Below are 16,294 nucleotides of genomic sequence, written 5' to 3'. Positions count from 1 at the left end.
CAGCGGTCCTCAGGCTTTCTCGATCACCGGCCGGAACCCCAGCCCCTTCAGGATCGCGCCATAAATCTGGCGACGCTGGCGGGCGGGGACATTGCCCTGCCGCATCTGGCCACGCACGCCATAGGCATAGGCCAGCACGCTGATCAGCCCGCCCCGGCTGCGCCGCCACGAGGCTTCGTTTCGGGCGCCATATTTGAATTTCCACAGGCTCTTGTCATCGACCAGCCCGAAATTCACGCCGCGATTGTCGGGCGTGTCATGGACCACGACGCTTTCGGGCACAAAGATGCCGGGATAGCTGCGGGCGATCCGGCGGGTGTATTCGGCATCGTCGAACCAGATGAAATAGTCGGCGATGGGCAGCCCGTGTTCGCTGACCGCCCAGCGCGGGATCATGACCGACACGAAAGAGCAGCTATCCACCAGCGGCCATGCGCGATCCGGGCGCACGAAGCGCGCCCAGTCCCAGACCGTGCGGGGGCAGTTCATCTCGCACAGGGTGCCGTCGATCCATTCGACGCGCGAACAGGCAAAGCTGGGGCGCCAGCCATTATCGGCCTGGAACCCGGTCAGGGCGTCATGCAGAGCCGCGATCGCATCGGGCCGCGGATAGGCATCGTCGTCCGAGATCCAGAAATACTGCGCGCCCATCTGATAGGCCGCCTTGATGCCGGCATGAAAGCCCCCGGCGCCGCCGACATTGGCGGGCAGCCGCAGATGCCGGATCGTCGGATCGTCCGCCGCCCGCGCGGCGACCAGCGCCGCCGTGTCATCGGTCGAGGCATTGTCCACGACCAGCACGATATCGGGCCGCAGCGTCTGCGCCGCCAGCGCGTCCAGCACCTTCATCAGCTTGGCCGAGCGGTTGAAGGTGACGATGACGGCCGCCGTCTTGTTCAGCGGGCTCATCGCACCTCTCCTGCGGCGATGCGGCGATACAGGGGGGTCAGCACCTCTTCTGCGGTCGGATCGGCGGACAGGCGTGCCCAAGCGGCGGCCAGCCCGTCCTTTTGCCTGGTCATGAAATCCGCGTCGCGCCACATGCGGTCCACCGCCGCCACCGTGCCCTTGACCGAGGCAAAGGGCGCCAGCGGCACCAGCAGCCCCTCGGGCAGAACCTCGTCCTGCGAACCCACGCGGGTGGATATGGGGATGCAGCCCTGCGCCACGGCCTCGTAACAGACCAGCGCCAGACCTTCGTTGTTCGACGGCAGCAGCAGGATGTCAGAGCGACCCAGCAGCGCCGGGACATCGGTGTTGCCGGGCATCTGGGTGATCTTGCCGCCCAGACCATGGCGGCGCAGCAGGCGGGTGACGGTCGCCTCGAACGGGCCTTCACCGACCATCGTGCCGGTCAGGGTGACGCCGTTCTTTTGTGCCCATGCGTCCAGCGCCCGCAGGATCGCGACCACGATGACGGGGCGTTTCTGGTAATACATCCGCCCGACAAAGCTGACATGCAGGGTCTTTTGTCCCGGCTGCAGCCGCAGCGGCGGCAGGCTGGCAGCATCGTCGTTCCGGTCCAGCATCCGCCCCAAGACCACCCGACCCGCAGGCGGCTGAACGGCGCGCTGAAAGTAATCGGCCAGCTCCTTGCTGATCACATGCTGCATGTCCAGATAGTTGGACCACACGCCCGAAATACGGGGATAGCCGCCATTGGCGTATTCGATGATATGCGTGCTGTCGATCGTGGTGATCCAGGGCAGCCGCATGCGCAGCATCGGCAGGCTTTCATACAGCGGCACGCAATGGTGGATGTGAACCGCCCGGATGTTTTCCGCCAAGGCCAGCTTTTCGACATAGCGCGGCCACAAAGGCGCGGGCAGATACTGGTCCAGCCGGATAAAGGTGACATCGGGATGATCCGGCAGCCGGTCCGCCAATCGCTGAATCGCCGGGACCGAGGCCACGACGAACACCCGCAGCCCGGCCTTCAGCGCCCAGTGCACCGTGTCCATGCCCAGCTTTTCGGCGCCGCCCAGTTCCAGCCAGTGCATGCCGATCAGGATGGCGGGGCGCCGGTCGCTGTCCGGGGCCTTGGGGCGCGGGAACAGGGCCGAGCCTTCGCCCAAGGGCAGGGCGGCCTTGTCATGCCGGGCCTCGGTCCGGCGCTTGCGCAGCATCTCGGCCTGATAGCGGACGACCTCATAGGCCATCGGGCTGGCACGGAACAGCGCGCCAAGGCGGCGGATGGGCTGCCATGGAGCCTCGGTCTGCTTCAGCTCTCCGGGCAGGGGCGGACGGGGCAGCGCCAGCCGGATCGTCACCTCGGGGGCGTCCGGGTGATGACCGGGCCGGGTGATCGTTCCCAGATAGTCCGGCCCCAGATCGACGGGGCGCGGAATATGCGTGCCCTCGATCACCTCGGGACTGGCAGATATGGGGCTGTGGCCCATAAAGACCACGAAATGCAGGGTTTGGGTCGGGAACAGCGTTTCATAGATCCGGCGCGCCTCGGCGATGCAGGCATCCAGATGGGTGACCGTCGCAGGTTCGGCGGGCTTCAAAGAGGCAAATTGGGACATCGGCAACATTTCCATCTGTCAGGGCGACCGGTTACGACACAAGCCGCATCAGATAGGCACCATAATCGTTCTTGGCATATCGTTTGGCCTGTTCGCGCAGCTGGTCGGGGGTGATCCAGCCTGCATCAAAGGCGATTTCTTCAGGGCAGCCGGTCTGCAGGCCCTGACGGTTTTCCAGCGTGCGCACGAAATTGCCCGCATCCAGCAGGCTGGCATGGGTGCCGGTGTCCAGCCAGGCAAAGCCGCGCCCCATGCGTTCGACCGTCAGCACGCCATCATGCAGATAGCTTTCCAACAGGGTGGTGATCTCCAGCTCTCCGCGATCCGAGGGTTGGACCGCGCGGGCGCGTTCGGACGCGGTGCCGTCGAGGAAATAGAGGCCGGTGACGGCATAGTCCGACGGGGGAACCTTGGGTTTCTCGATGATCGCGCGGGCGCGCATCTGATCGTCGAAATCCACCACGCCATAGCGTTCCGGGTCCGAGACGCGATAACCAAAGACCGTCCCGCCGCTGTCGCGACCGTCGGCGGATGCCAGCAGTTCCGGCAGCCCGTGACCAAAGAAGATGTTGTCGCCCAGCACCATCGCGGATGGCGCCCCGTCCAGAAAATCCTCGGCCAGGATATAGGCCTGTGCGAGCCCGTCGGGAGAGGGTTGGATGATCCAGGTGAAGTCGATCCCCCATTGGCTGCCATCGCCCAGCAGGCGCTGGAACTGGGCCTGATCCTCGGGCGTGGTGATGATGGCGATCTGGCGGATGCCGGCCAGCATCAGCACGGTGATCGGATAATAGATCATCGGCTTGTCATACAGCGGCAGCAGCTGTTTCGACACGCCCATGGTGATCGGATACAGCCGCGTGCCCGATCCCCCGGCCAGAATGATACCCTTACGCGTCGTCATGGCTTGTCCTTCAGTTGATCCAGAACGCGGGCCAGACCGGCCCGCCAGTCGGGGCGCGCGATCCCGAAATCCTGCGCGATGCGGCTGCAATCCAGCCGCGAATTCAGGGGCCGGGCGGCGGGGGTCGGATAATCGCTGGACGGGATGTCCGCAATCTCGGCCCCAAGGCCCGCCTGCGCCATGATCTCGCGCGCAAAGCCCGCCCATGATGTGTCGGGCGCACCGGCAAAGTGATACCTGCCGCCCTTGGCCGGGTCGCCCTGCATGGCGGCGGTGATCGTCAGCGCGGCGCTTGCGATGTCGGCGGCGGGCGTCGGCCCGCCGATCTGATCGGCCACCACCGTCAGTCGATCCCGCTCGGCCCCGAGGCGCAGCATGGTACGCACGAAATTCGCACCATGGGCCGAGAAGACCCACGAGGTCCGCATGACCGCCCATTGCCCACCGGCCTGCGCCACGGCCTGTTCACCCGCCAGCTTGGTCGCGCCATAGGCGCCAAGGGGGCCGGTCGGCGCATCCTCGGCCCGCGCCTCCTCGCCCGATCCGTCAAAGACGTAATCGGTCGAGATATGGACAAAGGGGATGCCCAGCTCGGCGCAGGCCCGCGCCATGGCGGCGGGGGCGTCCGCGTTGACCAGCCGGGCAGCCTCGGTGTCGGTTTCCGCCCGGTCCACCGCCGTATAGGCGGCAGCATTGATCACCGCCTGCGGACGGGCGGCGATGATTGCCGCCGCACAGGCCTGGGGGTCGGTCAGATCGGCACCCTCGCGCCCCAGAAACACCGCATCGGGGGCCAGCAGCGCCAGCTCCTGCGCCACCTGCCCGGTGCGGCCAAAGACCAGAAGACCCGTCACGCCGCACCCAAGCGTTTGCCCACGCCGTCGCGCGCCAGCAGCGGTTCCCACCAGTCGCGGTTGGTCAGATACCATTCGACGGTGCGCCGCAGCCCCTCATCCACGGTGACCGAGGGGCGCCAGCCCAGCTCGGTGCGGATGCGGGTCGGGTCGATCGCATAGCGGCGGTCATGGCCGGGGCGGTCGGTGACAAAGGTGATCAGATCGGCATGCGGCGCACCTTCTGGGTGCAGATCGTCCATATGCGCGCAGATGGTGCGGACCAGATCGATGTTCGTGGCCTCATTCTCGCCGCCGATATTGTAGCTGCGATTCAGCTGACCCTTTTCCAGAACCAGCAGCAGGGCATCGGCGTGATCCTCGACATACAGCCAGTCGCGGATATTGCCGCCGTCGCCGTAAACCGGGATCGGCTGCCCGGCCAAGGCCTTGAGGATCACCACCGGCACCAGTTTTTCGGGGAAATGATAGGGGCCGTAATTGTTCGAACAATTGGTCAGCACCACCGGCAGGCCATAGGTCTCGGCCCAGGCCCGGACCAGATGGTCCGATCCGGCCTTGCTGGCCGAATAGGGGCTGCGCGGGTCATAGGGGGTGGTTTCCGTGAACTGCCCCGTCTCGCCAAGCGAGCCGAACACCTCGTCGGTCGAGATGTGGTGAAAACGGAAAGCCTCGGGCTTGCCTTCGGCCATCCAGTAAGCGCGCGCGGCCTCCAGCATGTTGAACGTGCCGATGACGTTGGTTTCCACGAAGGCGGCGGGGCCGTCGATGGATCGGTCGACATGGCTTTCGGCGGCCAGATGCATCACCGCATCGGGGCGGTGGGCGGCAAAGATGCGGTCCAGCGCCGGACGGTCGCGGATATCGGCCTGCTCAAACGCATAGCGGTCGGACTGCGCCGCATCGGCCACGTTTGCCAGATTGGCGGCATAGGTCAGCGCGTCAAGGTTCACGACCTCATGCCCGCGCGCGACGGCCAGCCGGACCACGGCCGAGCCGATGAAGCCCGCGCCGCCGGTGATCAGGATCTTCATGCCGGTTCCTCGAAGCTAAAGGGGGATGTCCAGTCGCCGAAGGCGGGCGCCGCGCGGTCCTTGTCCGACAGCAAGGGCTCGCTGACGTTCCAATCGATGCCCAGACTGTCCCAGGCCACTGCCCCGTCCGACGCCTTGTCGTAATGATCGGTGCATTTATAGACGATCTCGGTATCGGGTTCGCGGGTGACGAAACCATGCAGAAAGCCCGCCGGGATCCACAGCTGGCGGCCGTTCTGAAAGCTCAACTCGGCCCCGAACCACTGCCCGTAAGTCGGGCTGCCGCGCCGCACATCGACCGCCACATCGAAGAGCCGCCCCCGCCCACAGCGCACCAGCTTGCCCTGCGCATGCGGTGGCGACTGGTAGTGCAGCCCGCGCAGCGTGCCCACCTGCGACGACAAGGAATGGTTGTCCTGCACGAACTCGGGCAGATCCACCCCGGCGTCAGTCAGCGTCTTGCGGTTCCAGCTTTCCGAGAAGAAGCCCCGCGTATCGCCATGACGCGCGGGCGTCAGGATCAGGACGCCGGACAGGGGAGTGTTCTCGATCTGCATGGGCACCTCGGGGTTCATGTTCCCGTGCTGTTTATGGGGAACCGGGGGTCTTGTCAGCCCGTATCGGCAGGAAAAGCGGGGTCCGCGCCGGTTGCCTGAACCCGCGCGTCCATGGTAACGGCGGCAGGTCCGCCGCGCCTCTGGTCCGGCCCCCGCCTCGGAAGGCCCCGCGCGAATGGTCCCGACCCTGCCGACCCTTGCCGCCGTCGTCGTGACCCATGACCGGCTGGATCAGTTGACCGCGACGGTCGGGCGCCTGCTGGCCGAGCCGCTGGATCATGTGATCGTGCTGGACAATGCCTCGACGGACGGCACCGCATCCTGGCTGGCGACGCAGGACGACCCCCGGCTGATCGTCCACAGATCCGCCGACAATCTGGGCGGGGCGGGTGGATTTTCGGTCGGGGTGCAGCTGGCCCGCGACCGCACGCAGGCAGACTGGTTCGTGCTGATGGATGATGACGGGCGCCCCCGGCCCGGTGCAGTGGCGGCCTTTCGGGGTCTGGATCTGACAGGGTGGGACGCGATCGGCGCGGCGGTTCTGCACCCCGACGGGCGCATCTGCGAAATGAACCGCCCCTATCGCAACCCGTTCTGGCATGCGGACGCCTTCCTGCGCACGCTGGCCCGCATGCCGTCAGGGCGCGGGCGGACGGGCTTTCATTTGCGCGACGCGGATTATCACCCCGATGCCCCCATCCACGCGGTGGACATGAGCAGTTTTGTCGGGCTGTTCGTGTCGCGCGCGGCGGTCGAACAGGTGGGTCTGCCCGATCCCCGGCTGTTCATCTATGGGGATGATCAGCTGTATACGCTGCAGATGCGCCGTCAGGGGCTGAGGATCGGCTTTGCCCCGCAGGTCCGGTTCGATCATGACACCACCGCCGTGCAGGGCAAGACAGGGGTCGTGCTGCGCCCGATGTGGAAGGTGTTCTACATGTATCGCAATGCGCTGATGGCCTATCGCGTGGCGGCGGGGCCGTGGTTCTGGCCGCTGGTGCCGGTGCTGGCGCTGAAATGGCGCGGCAAGGCGGGCGATTACGGCCCCGATGCGGCGCTGTTCCGGCGCCTGCTGGCGGTTGCGCTGCGCGACGGGTTGGCCGGGCGGCTGGACCGCCCCCATGCCGATGTCGTCAGGCTGGCCGAAGGCCGCTGAGCCGCCCCGTCAGTCCAGATGGGTGACGATGGCCCGGCCAAGCGCAAAGACGCGCTGCTCCAGAATCACCGGCGTTTCGCAGACATAGGTCAGCGACTGACCGCGTTCGGTAAAGATCCGCTGTTCCCAGTCCAGCGTGGTTTCAGCGGCGTCGATGGCGTCGAAATCGGGCGGCTCGGCGGCCTCCAGCGCGGCCATGGCGGCGCGCTGATCCTCGATGCGCTGCGACATGTCCTGCTGGGCCTGACCATAGCGCGCGATGCCCGCGATCAGGGCGCCCCGGTCGCGTTCGATCCGCTCAAAGATCGCCTGCATCAGGGCGGTCAGCTCTGCATTCCCGGCAGTTTCGGCAAATTCGGCGATCGCCGCCTCGGCATCGGGCATGGGCAGGCGGCGCTGTTCCAGACGTTCGGCCAGCTGGGCGATCTGCGGATCGCGGGCCAGCTCCAGAACCGCCTCGTCGGGGATGGGTCCGGTCCAGACCTGCCCCATGGACAGATGCGGCTGCTTGCGCTGGATGCAGGGCCAGTCGGGATCGGTGCCGGTCGCCCCAAAGGCGGGGCCGGTCGCCAGAACGGCCAGAACAAAGGTCAGGCGAATCATGCAGGGCCTCCTTTCCTGCGGGCCCAAAGGCCCTTTTGCGGATCATACATGAAAGCGGCCGCCCCAAAGAACCCCGCCAAACATCCCATGACCACCGCAAGCGAGGTCCAGTTGATCTGCAGATACAGCGCGAACCGGATCAGTTCGACCGCATGGGTAAAGGGGTTGAAGGCGCAGATGTCATGCAACAGCGGCGAGCTTTCCTGCATCCGCCACAGCGGATAAAGCGCCGAGGATGCGAAAAACATCGGGAAGATGACAAAGTTCATCACCCCCGCGAAATTCTCCAGCTGGCGGATGGCCGATGACAGGAACAGACCCATCGCGCCCAGCATCAGCCCCGACACGATCAGCGCCGGGATCACCGCGACATAGCCCCAGACCGGCGGCCGGATGCCCCAGAACCAGGCGATGGCCAGAAAGGTGAAGACCTGGATGATCGACACGATCACCCCCGCGACCAGCTTGGACCCCAAAAGAAACCAGCGCGGAAAGGGGCTGACCAGCAAGGTGCGCATTGCCCCGGTCTCGCGGTCATAGACCATCGACAGCGACGATTGCATGCCGTTGAACAGCTGGATCATCGCGACCAGGCCGGGGGTCACATAGACCTCGTACAGCACATAGGTCTGATAGGGCGGCGTGATCGACAGGCCCAGGACGGCGCGGAATCCGGCGGCAAAGATGAACAGCCAGACCAGCGGACGCACCAGCGCCGCCAGAAACCGGCCCCTTTGGTTGATGAACCGCAGCGTCTCGCGCCGCGAGATGCCCAGAAAGGCCGTCAGCCAGCCGCGCGCATGGGCGGTGGGACGCGCGCTCATGGGGCGACCCCGGTCAGTTCCAGAAACGCATGGGTCAGGCCCTTTTGCCCGGCGATGCGGGCGGCGGGGCCGTGGCGCAAAACCTCGCCCCGATGCAGGATCACCAGATCGTCGTCGGGGGCGATCTCATCCATGATATGGGTGGCCCACAAGGCCGATACACCATCCTTTGCGATCAGGCGGCGGGTCAGGGCCAGAACCTCGGCCCGCGATTTCACGTCCAGCCCCACCGTCGCCTCGTCCAGCAGCAAAAGGTCCGGGCGGTGGATCAGGGCGCGGGCGATCTCCGCCCGGCGTGACTGTCCGCCCGACAGCGCGGTGATGCGGGCATCGGCGCGGTCTGCCAGATCGACCTGTTCCAGCACCTGCGTGATGCGGGGCCGCGCGATGCGTCCCGGAATGCCGTGCAGGCTGGCGTGATAGATCAGGTTCTGGTGCACGGTCAGATCGGCATCCATCGCCCGGCTTTGAAACACCACCCCCAACCGGGCCAGCGCCAGCGCAGGCTCGCGCCGCAGATCATGTCCGCCGACCCGGATCGTGCCGGAGCGGTTGTTGTAAAGGCGGGTGATCAACGAAAACAGCGTCGTCTTGCCGGCCCCGTTCACCCCCAGAAGCGCGGTGAAGCCGCCGCGCGGCACCGTCAGGGACACGTCCTTCAGCGCCTCGGTGGCGCCAAAGCTGTGGCTGACATGGTCGATCTGCAGCGCGGCGGTCACGGGTGTCACTGGATGTTGAACACCGCCTGCATCGTGTCGCCCGACGATCCCGGCACCGACAGGGTATAGCGCCCCGGCAGCACCGCCACAAAGCTGAGCACCGCCGTACCCTCGGCATCGAATTCAAGGCTGTGGATGCCCATCGGGCGAACCTCGGTATCGCCGATGACGATCTCGTTGATCCAGATGGCGCGGAAGAAATCGCCCCCCGACAAAGCCAGTTCCTGACTGCCATCGGCGACGATGTTGATGCGATAGTATCCGCCCGACTTGATCGTGTATTCCCCACCCGCGACCGGCTGACCCGAGGCCAGCGTCAGCGGCGCCAGATCGCTGCGGTTCTCGCGCGACAGAAGGCCGGAAAAGCCGTATTCATGCATGGCCCCGGCCTCGTACAGGCCTTCGCTTTCGGGGGCTGCTTCCTCTTCATCGTCATCATCGTCGTCGTCCATGCCCTCGGTGGCGGGGTCGTTCGCCTGATCGGTCGCCTCACCCGATTGGGTGCCGGGTGCGGCCTCTTCGCCGACCACGGCGTCGCCTGCGGGCACTTCGGCATCCTGCGCATAGACGGGGGCGGTCATGACAAGGGCAAGGGCGGCCCCGGACATCAGTCTGGTGATGGTGTTCATGTGGATTCTCCTCCGGATATTGGGATCAGTTGGGGGCGACGACGACGCCCCAGGGCTGTTGGCCCACCTGGACCGAGCGCAACACCTCGTCCGTCTCGACATCGATGATCGACACGTCGTTCGAGTTGCCGTTGGTGGTGTAAAGACGCGTCTCGTCGGGGTTGAAGGCCAGCTGCCAGACGCGCTGCCCGACCAGCAGGTAATCGATCACCTCATCCGTCTCGGCATCCACCACGGCCACGCGGTTCGCCGGACCAAGCGCGACATACAGTTTCTTGCCGTCCGAGGTGACGCGCGCGCCCACCGGCTGGATCGCCTCGGGCAGCACGCCCGGAATTTCAAAGCTGATCTTCTTGGTGATCGTCTGCGTCGCCGGATCGATCACGCTGACCGTGCCGCCAATTTCCGAGGTGACATACAGTTTCGACCCGTCCGCCGTGAACTGGGCAAAGCGGGGGCGGCTGTCCACCAGCACATTGGCGGTAATCTCGAACGTTTCGGTATCGATGAAATGCGCCATGTTCGTCGTTTCCGAGGTGTTGATGACGACCTTGCCATCGGGGCTGACGCCCATGCCTTCGGGTTCGACCCCCACGGGCACCTCGGCCAGAACCTCGCGGGTTTTCACATCGACCACGGTGACGATGTTGTCGTCTTCGTTGGCGATGAACAAAGGGTTGCCGGAGGGATGCAGCACGAACAGTTCGGGATCAGGCCCCGAGGGCAGCGTGTGCATTTCCTCCATCGTTTCGGGGTTGAAGACGCGCACCAGATTGTCGTCGGACGCGCAGACATACAGTTCCGTCCCGTCGGGGCTGATGGTGATGCCCCGGGGGCGGTTGCCGACGGGATAGGTGCCGATCACCTCCATCGTCTCGCCGTCCAGAACGGTGACGTCATTGCTGCGTTCATTGCTGATGAAGACGCGGTTGGCCATCGCGGGACCAGAGGCCAGCAACAGGGCAAGTCCGGTGGTGGCAGAAAGCAGATGTTTCATGTCGCCTCTCAGAATTGGCATTGGGTTTCGGGTCGGTCGATGCCCAGAGTGTCCAGCTGGCTGGTCTGGTGCAGGTATTGTTCCTGCGGACTGACCGAGGTGGTCAGAACGCCGGTCGTCAACAGGATCGGCTGGCGGACCTGATGGTCCCAGTCCCGCACGGTCAGGGCCTGCCCCTTGAACCCCGCCACGTCGAAATCATCGCCCAGAATGAACTCTTTCAGCATCGCGGGATCGCCCGATTGGGCCCGGGTAGCGGCCTCGCCCAGAATGCGCAGGGACAGCCAGGCCTGATAATCCTCTTCGCGCACGGGGCGTTCGGCCAGACGTTCGAAACGCGACTGGAACTGCGTGCCTCCCCAGGCCTCCATCGCCGGGTGCCAGCTGCGCGGGACCAGCCCGGCCGATCCCGCGACCGGGCGCGGATCCCATGTCAGATAAGGCAGATAGGCGGCAAAGACATCCGCCTCGTCGGCGGTGATGACGATGTCATGATCCTCGGCGCGTTGGGTAAAGACCGGAATCTGCGCCTGCACCTGCACATGGCCGCTATCGGTGCGGCGGGCGCCGCCGGTATCCTCGTACAGGCGTTCCTCGACGATCCGGGCGCCGAATTTGGCGGCCGAGGTCCGATAGGCCTCGGCCATGGCCTGATCCTCGGGGTGGCTGCCATGGATCAGGAACCAGCGCGGCCAGTTCTTCCACATCAGGAACTGCGCCAGGGAATCGGCCAGCATCGCGCGGCTTGGCGCCACATGGATCGTGTTGAAGCGGCAATCGGCGCCGCGCAGATTGTCACCCCGCGCCATCGCGTTGAAGACCATCGCCTGATCGCCGACCTGATCGGCCAGCGCCAGTGTGGTGGCATCATCGGCCATGATGACGATGAATTCGAAACCCTCGTCCAGCAGCGTGGCCATCTCGGCCTCGGCGGTGTCGGGGCTGGCGGTCACCTCGACGGCCTCGAAATCCTGACCCATGAACTGGCCGGTCGTGTCATTATCCTCGATCGCCAGACGGGCCCCGGCAAAGCCCAGATCCTCGGGCGGCAGATCCAGCCGCGAGATCGGTGGCAGGCCGGGATCGTCCACGCGCAGCACCGCCGCCCGGATCACCACCGGATCGGGGCTTTGGGCCAAGGCGGGTTGGGCCAGTGCCGCAGCACCCGCCAAAAGTCCTATGATTCCCTTGAACATTTTCTCTCTCCCTAGTGTCATGGTGGGCAGGGATCGGCCCTGCGGCAAGCCGGTTAATGTTCCCGTTCGAAATGGGAAGTTTTCCCTCAACCCTAGGTCTGATGCGCCTGCGCCCTTTGTCTTAGTGGACGCCCGCAGGGGGTGCGGCGCATGGTCAGGGGATGATCCGCATCGCATCGATACCGACCTTTGTGCTGGCCCTGCTGGCACCGATCGCGGCCCTTGCCCAAGGGCTGCCCGCGCAGGGATTGCCCGCGCCGGGAACCGCGACATGGTTCGGCCTGCATTTCATCGACACCTCGACCGAGGGCGCGATCAATGGCATCCGCGACGACCAGACCGCCCGCATCGAAATGACCGAGGCTTACATCGCCGAAGATCTGACCGCGCGCGGATATACCCTAACCGCCCCCCCGCCCGAAGCGGTGGCGGCGATCCTGAACCCGGTCCATTCGAACGGCGCTGATGCCCGCATCGCACGCGAGATGGGGTCCGATTACGTCATCGCGGGCGAGGTTCAGAAGGTGTCGAACCTGATCCAGTCGATCAACCTGCATCTGCGCGATGCCGAAACGGGCCAGACCCTGCGGGCGGGATCGGTCGAGATCCGCGGCAATACCGACGACGCGTTCCGACGCGGCTACAGCTATCTTTTAAGAAACGTGATCTTTCGGGAGGAACGGAAAAAATGAGGACGACGACGATTCTGGCAGGCGCCCTTGGCGCGGTGATCGCCATGACCGGGATGGCGGGGGCGCATGGCCCCTCGCGCCTGAAAACCGAACAGTCGGTGGTGCTGGACGCCACCCCCGGCGAGGTGTGGGAGGTGATCGGCCGTTTCGATGACATGAGCTGGCATCCCGCCGTCGCCGCCACCGCGATGATCCCCGAAGGCGCGCCCGCCGATCTGCCCGATGAATCGACCCGGCAGCTGACTCTGGCCGCCGATGGCGCGCCCACGATTACCGAACAGCTGATGGCCATCGACAATGACAAGATGAGCTACAAGTACATGATCACCGAGGTGGACACAGCCGTTCTTCCGGTGACCAACTATTCCTCGACCCTGCAGGTGACCGATGCGGACGGCAAGGCCGAGGTGCTGTGGAAGGGCGGTTTCTATCGCGGATTCCCGAACAACGAACCCCCGGCAGAGCTGAACGACGATGCGGCCATCGCAGGCGTCAACGGCATCTATCAGGCCGGGCTGGACGCTTTGGCCGAGCGGTTCGGCACGGTCGAATAGACCCGTGCGCGGCTGGCTGATCGCCCTTGCGGTTCTGTGCGGATCCCCGGTCATGGCCGGGGATCTTGCCTTTGTGACCTCGCAGAACGGCAATGCCCTGTCGGTCGTGGACCTTGGCCTTGGGCAGATCGTGGCCCATGCCGATATTCCCGGCGCGCCCGCCCCGGTCGCCTATGATCCGGCGCAGGGGCGCGTCTATGTGATCGCCGCCGATACCGGTCGCCTGCATGTGCTGGACGAGGGTGCCCTGCCCCTGTCCAGCGCCGATCTGGGCGCCGGAGCATTCGGGCTGGCGGTGCTGGGTGACGGCGTGGTCGTAACCGACTGGTACGGCGCGACCCTGACGCGGCTGGACGGCGATCTGCGCCCGCTTTGGTCCGCCACGACGGGGGCGGCCCCTGCGGGGGTCGCGGTCAGCGCAGACGGGACGCTGGTCGCCACGGCGGATCGCGATGCCGATGCGGTCAGCATCTTTGACGCCGAGACCGGGGATTTGCGCCACCGCGTGGCCACGGCGGGGGCGCATCCCTTTGGCATCACCTTTCACGATGGCCGCCTGTTCACCGCCGATGTGCAGGGCGACCGGGTGTCGGTCATCGACCCCGGTGCCGGGACGCTGATCGGGCAGGTGCCGACCGGCAGCCACCCCTATGCGCTGGCCTTTGCCGCCGGGCGGGGCTTTGTGACCGACCAGTATGACGGCACCGTCACCGTTTTCGACACCACCACGCTGGCCGTTCTGGAAACCGTCACGGTCGGCGACTACCCCGAGGGAATCGCGACCTTGCCGGATGGACAGGCGGTGGCGGTGGCCAACTGGGATTCCGACAGCCTGATCGTGCTGGATGCGACCAGCCTGCAGATCACCCATGATATCGCGATGCCGTCAGGCCCCCGCGCCTTTGGCGGTTTCACGGGGCGACAGGTTCGGCGGTGACCAGCGGCTGACCCGCAGCGACCCAGGCATCGGTGCCGCCGGGATACCAGATCACCGGATCGAACCCCCATTCGATGGCGCGGCGCGCGGCATTCCAGCTCATCCAGCAATCGGTGCGGCAGAAAAAGACCAGCAGCCGGTCCGGGTGGTCGGCCTGAGCCTGGGTCATTGCATCCCGCAGGCGGGCCTGTTCCGCCGGGGCCAGCGCCTGATAGCCGGTATCCCACAGCCACAGCGCGCCGGGAATCGTCTCGTGCACGGGGGCGTTCCAGATCGTGCCCTCGGGCAGGCCTTCGGGCCGGGCCTTGCGGGGCAGCACGTCGAAAAACGCCGCGCGGCCCTGCCCCTGCAGCGCAATGGCCTGATCGGTGTCGATCACCTCGGCCCCGGCCAGCGTGGCCGGAACCGCGGATCGATAGGGCTCGCCGTGGTAATCCGACGGCTCGGGGACCGTCTCGGCCCCCGCCGCCTGTGCCAGCATCAAAGCGAATGCCAGCGCGCGGATCACAGGATCAGCTCCTTGCCGTAATCATCGACAAGCGGCACGCCAGCATCCAGCAGGATCTGGTTGATGGCATCCTGATTGCGGCGGATCAGGCTGTTCAGTTCCCGTTTCCATTCCTGTTCCTCCATCCGCACGCCCATGGTGATGCGGAAGAACAGACGCGGCGCGGTTTCCTCGTGCAAAAGCGGCACGAATTGCAGGTCGGGATCGTCCTTGACCTGCGGCCCGGCCAAGGGCCCCCACAGCACGGCAGCCCCCAGATCGCCGTTGCGCACGCCCTCCAGCATATCGCCCATCGGATCCTCGACCCGGCGGTCGACGAACAGATCGGCGCCGCGCATGTTGGGCGCCAGCCCGGCGCGGGCCAGATGCGTTGCGGGCGGCGTGCCCGCGACCACGCCGATATCCTGATCCTTCAGCGCTGGATCGGTCAGCCGGTCCACCTGCGCCAGCGGGCCGTCCTTGCGGGTCACGATGCCATAGACCGAGGTATAGTAATGGTTGGTGTTCTGAACCAATTCATCGCCTTGGGCAAAACCGATCACCACATCGCAGGTGCCCATGCGCAGCGTGCGCTGGATAAACCCCATCCCCGACGGGAACCAGCTATAGGTGACCGGCAGGCCCAACTGCTGGCCGAACAGATCGGCCAGCTTGTTTTCGAACCCCGTGCCGTCCCGCGACGACATGGGCGAATTGGCCGGATCGGCGCAGACCCGGAACTGGGTGGTGGATCGCAGATCGGCGACCTGCGCCATGGCGGGCGACGCCAGCGACCCCGCCATGGCAAGGGCCAGCAGCGCGCCCCGTCGTCCCGTCGATGGGCGCCCCATCAGCTGGACATGCAGGAATCTTCCTGCGCGGTATAATCGTCCGATTTATCGGCCCGTTCTGCGGGACGTCCCCGACCGATCGTGTCGGTCCCATGCGCCAGCAGATAGACATAGATGTCGTCGATATAGCACCAGACGTTCTTGTTCGTGCCAAAGGCGGGCATGACCGAATTCGACCCCTGCTTGCCGGATGCGACGACCTCCATGAAGTCGTAGTAATCCATCCGCAGCACCGAATTCTTCAGCGCCGGCGCATAAGTCGAGCCTTCGCCATCGGGACCGTGGCAGACATGGCATTCCGCGTGATAGCGGCGAAAGCCGTTGAAGGTCGCGAAATCGACCACGCCATCCTCGACCTTGAAGGTCGGGATATCCTCATCATTGCGCCAGCGGCCGTCCACTTCCTCGACCGGGGTGGTGTCTTGACCGTTGGGCAGGATCGTGTCGCCTGCGGCGGCGTCTGCGGTCTCCTCTGCCGCAGGGGCGTCTTCGGCAGGCGCCTCGGGGGCGGCGGCGGCGTCGCTGGCCCCGGACGTGGCCGCAGCGGCACCGGCCCCGGCCTGAGCCGGGGGGGCATCGGTGCCAGGTGCGGTCTGGGCCATGGCCATCCCCGCAAGGGATGCGCCAAGAACCAGCGCCGTCAGGCTGGTGATCGCTTTCATGTCGGAATTCCTCTCATTATCGTCTGCTCTCCTCAGACGGAACCGCCCCAGTCTAATGCCGGGGCGGTCCCTTCACAGATCAAGCTTACGTTTGCGAAACGAAAGTATGA

General features: G+C 65.6%; 19 protein-coding genes. 4 read left to right on the top strand and 15 right to left on the bottom strand.

The annotated features are described in order from the left end of the window. Positions 1 to 9 precede the first annotated feature (9 nt). The 6 genes from EG885_RS03390 to rfbC are packed head-to-tail and all read right to left on the bottom strand — an operon-like array spanning position 10 to position 5,877. A complete protein-coding gene (locus tag EG885_RS03390) occupies positions 10 to 909 on the bottom strand; it encodes a glycosyltransferase family 2 protein (protein WP_131573068.1) in 900 nt (299 codons plus the stop codon). Continuing rightward, complete coding sequence (locus EG885_RS03385) at positions 906 to 2,528, bottom strand: glycosyltransferase (protein WP_131573067.1); 1,623 nt, start codon at positions 2,526 to 2,528, stop codon at positions 906 to 908. The genes EG885_RS03390 and EG885_RS03385 overlap by 4 nt, the downstream gene beginning before the upstream one ends. Positions 2,529 to 2,559: 31 nt before the next feature. After that, positions 2,560 to 3,432: a glucose-1-phosphate thymidylyltransferase RfbA gene (gene rfbA / locus EG885_RS03380; RefSeq protein WP_131573066.1), complete on the bottom strand. Its 873-nt coding sequence runs from the start codon at positions 3,430 to 3,432 to the stop codon at positions 2,560 to 2,562. Next, positions 3,429 to 4,286, bottom strand: coding sequence for a dTDP-4-dehydrorhamnose reductase (gene rfbD / locus EG885_RS03375; RefSeq protein ID WP_242679481.1), 858 nt, complete (start codon positions 4,284 to 4,286; stop codon positions 3,429 to 3,431). Before rfbD ends, rfbA begins: the two co-directional genes overlap by 4 nt. After that, positions 4,283 to 5,320 (bottom strand): dTDP-glucose 4,6-dehydratase, encoded by a 1,038-nt coding sequence (gene rfbB / locus EG885_RS03370; protein WP_131573064.1) that lies wholly within the window; start codon positions 5,318 to 5,320, stop codon positions 4,283 to 4,285. The genes rfbD and rfbB overlap by 4 nt, the downstream gene beginning before the upstream one ends. Continuing rightward, positions 5,317 to 5,877, bottom strand: coding sequence for a dTDP-4-dehydrorhamnose 3,5-epimerase (gene rfbC / locus EG885_RS03365; RefSeq protein ID WP_131573159.1), 561 nt, complete (start codon positions 5,875 to 5,877; stop codon positions 5,317 to 5,319). Before rfbC ends, rfbB begins: the two co-directional genes overlap by 4 nt. A gap of 175 nt (positions 5,878 to 6,052) precedes the next feature. Here rfbC and EG885_RS03360 point away from each other — a divergent pair, with 175 nt between their 5' ends. Further along, complete coding sequence (locus EG885_RS03360; protein WP_131573063.1) at positions 6,053 to 7,033, top strand: glycosyltransferase; 981 nt, start codon at positions 6,053 to 6,055, stop codon at positions 7,031 to 7,033. Positions 7,034 to 7,042: 9 nt separating this feature from the next. On the opposite strand, the gene EG885_RS03355 is transcribed toward EG885_RS03360, so the two are convergent. The 6 genes from EG885_RS03355 to EG885_RS03330 form a co-directional block, all read right to left on the bottom strand. Further along, entirely contained in the window at positions 7,043 to 7,636 is a 594-nt protein-coding gene (locus tag EG885_RS03355) for a hypothetical protein (RefSeq protein WP_131573062.1), read from the bottom strand. Further along, positions 7,633 to 8,460 carry an ABC transporter permease gene (locus EG885_RS03350; protein ID WP_131573061.1) on the bottom strand — a complete coding sequence of 276 codons (828 nt, stop codon included), beginning with the start codon at positions 8,458 to 8,460 and terminating at the stop codon, positions 7,633 to 7,635. Before EG885_RS03350 ends, EG885_RS03355 begins: the two co-directional genes overlap by 4 nt. Next, a complete protein-coding gene (locus tag EG885_RS03345) occupies positions 8,457 to 9,179 on the bottom strand; it encodes an ABC transporter ATP-binding protein (RefSeq protein ID WP_131573060.1) in 723 nt (240 codons plus the stop codon). The genes EG885_RS03350 and EG885_RS03345 overlap by 4 nt, the downstream gene beginning before the upstream one ends. Before the next feature lie 5 nt (positions 9,180 to 9,184). Beyond that, positions 9,185 to 9,559 (bottom strand): cupredoxin domain-containing protein, encoded by a 375-nt coding sequence (locus tag EG885_RS23535; RefSeq protein ID WP_379106019.1) that lies wholly within the window; start codon positions 9,557 to 9,559, stop codon positions 9,185 to 9,187. 274 nt (positions 9,560 to 9,833) lie between these two features. Next, positions 9,834 to 10,805, bottom strand: coding sequence for a YVTN family beta-propeller repeat protein (locus EG885_RS03335; protein ID WP_165571022.1), 972 nt, complete (start codon positions 10,803 to 10,805; stop codon positions 9,834 to 9,836). An 8-nt stretch (positions 10,806 to 10,813) separates the two neighbouring features. Then, positions 10,814 to 12,001 (bottom strand): ABC transporter substrate-binding protein, encoded by a 1,188-nt coding sequence (locus EG885_RS03330; protein WP_131573059.1) that lies wholly within the window; start codon positions 11,999 to 12,001, stop codon positions 10,814 to 10,816. Between the two features lie 161 nt (positions 12,002 to 12,162). On the opposite strand from EG885_RS03330, the gene EG885_RS03325 reads away from it, so the two are divergent. Genes EG885_RS03325 through EG885_RS03315 form a run of 3 tightly spaced genes read left to right on the top strand, consistent with a single transcriptional unit; the run spans position 12,163 to position 14,184 of the window. Beyond that, positions 12,163 to 12,693, top strand: coding sequence for a DUF3280 domain-containing protein (locus tag EG885_RS03325; protein WP_131573058.1), 531 nt, complete (start codon positions 12,163 to 12,165; stop codon positions 12,691 to 12,693). After that, a complete protein-coding gene (locus tag EG885_RS03320) occupies positions 12,690 to 13,247 on the top strand; it encodes an SRPBCC family protein (protein ID WP_131573057.1) in 558 nt (185 codons plus the stop codon). The genes EG885_RS03325 and EG885_RS03320 overlap by 4 nt, the downstream gene beginning before the upstream one ends. Before the next feature lie 52 nt (positions 13,248 to 13,299). Next, positions 13,300 to 14,184 carry a Vgb family protein gene (locus EG885_RS03315; protein WP_165571021.1) on the top strand — a complete coding sequence of 295 codons (885 nt, stop codon included), beginning with the start codon at positions 13,300 to 13,302 and terminating at the stop codon, positions 14,182 to 14,184. Here the strand turns inward: EG885_RS03315 and EG885_RS03310 are convergent. The 3 genes from EG885_RS03310 to EG885_RS03300 are packed head-to-tail and all read right to left on the bottom strand — an operon-like array spanning position 14,159 to position 16,184. Next, entirely contained in the window at positions 14,159 to 14,692 is a 534-nt protein-coding gene (locus EG885_RS03310; RefSeq protein ID WP_242679479.1) for a PQQ-dependent catabolism-associated CXXCW motif protein, read from the bottom strand. The genes EG885_RS03315 and EG885_RS03310 overlap by 26 nt on opposite strands. Beyond that, positions 14,689 to 15,522: a quinoprotein dehydrogenase-associated putative ABC transporter substrate-binding protein gene (locus tag EG885_RS03305; RefSeq protein ID WP_131573055.1), complete on the bottom strand. Its 834-nt coding sequence runs from the start codon at positions 15,520 to 15,522 to the stop codon at positions 14,689 to 14,691. Before EG885_RS03305 ends, EG885_RS03310 begins: the two co-directional genes overlap by 4 nt. Continuing rightward, a complete protein-coding gene (locus EG885_RS03300) occupies positions 15,522 to 16,184 on the bottom strand; it encodes a c-type cytochrome, methanol metabolism-related (RefSeq protein ID WP_242679478.1) in 663 nt (220 codons plus the stop codon). The genes EG885_RS03305 and EG885_RS03300 overlap by 1 nt, the downstream gene beginning before the upstream one ends. Positions 16,185 to 16,294 lie beyond the last annotated feature (110 nt).

It is taken from the genome of Paracoccus nototheniae (assembly GCF_004335005.1).
GTDB lineage: Bacteria > Pseudomonadota > Alphaproteobacteria > Rhodobacterales > Rhodobacteraceae > Paracoccus > Paracoccus nototheniae.
Note: the sequence above shows the minus strand (reverse complement) of the source record. Positions and strands in the feature narration are given on the sequence as shown.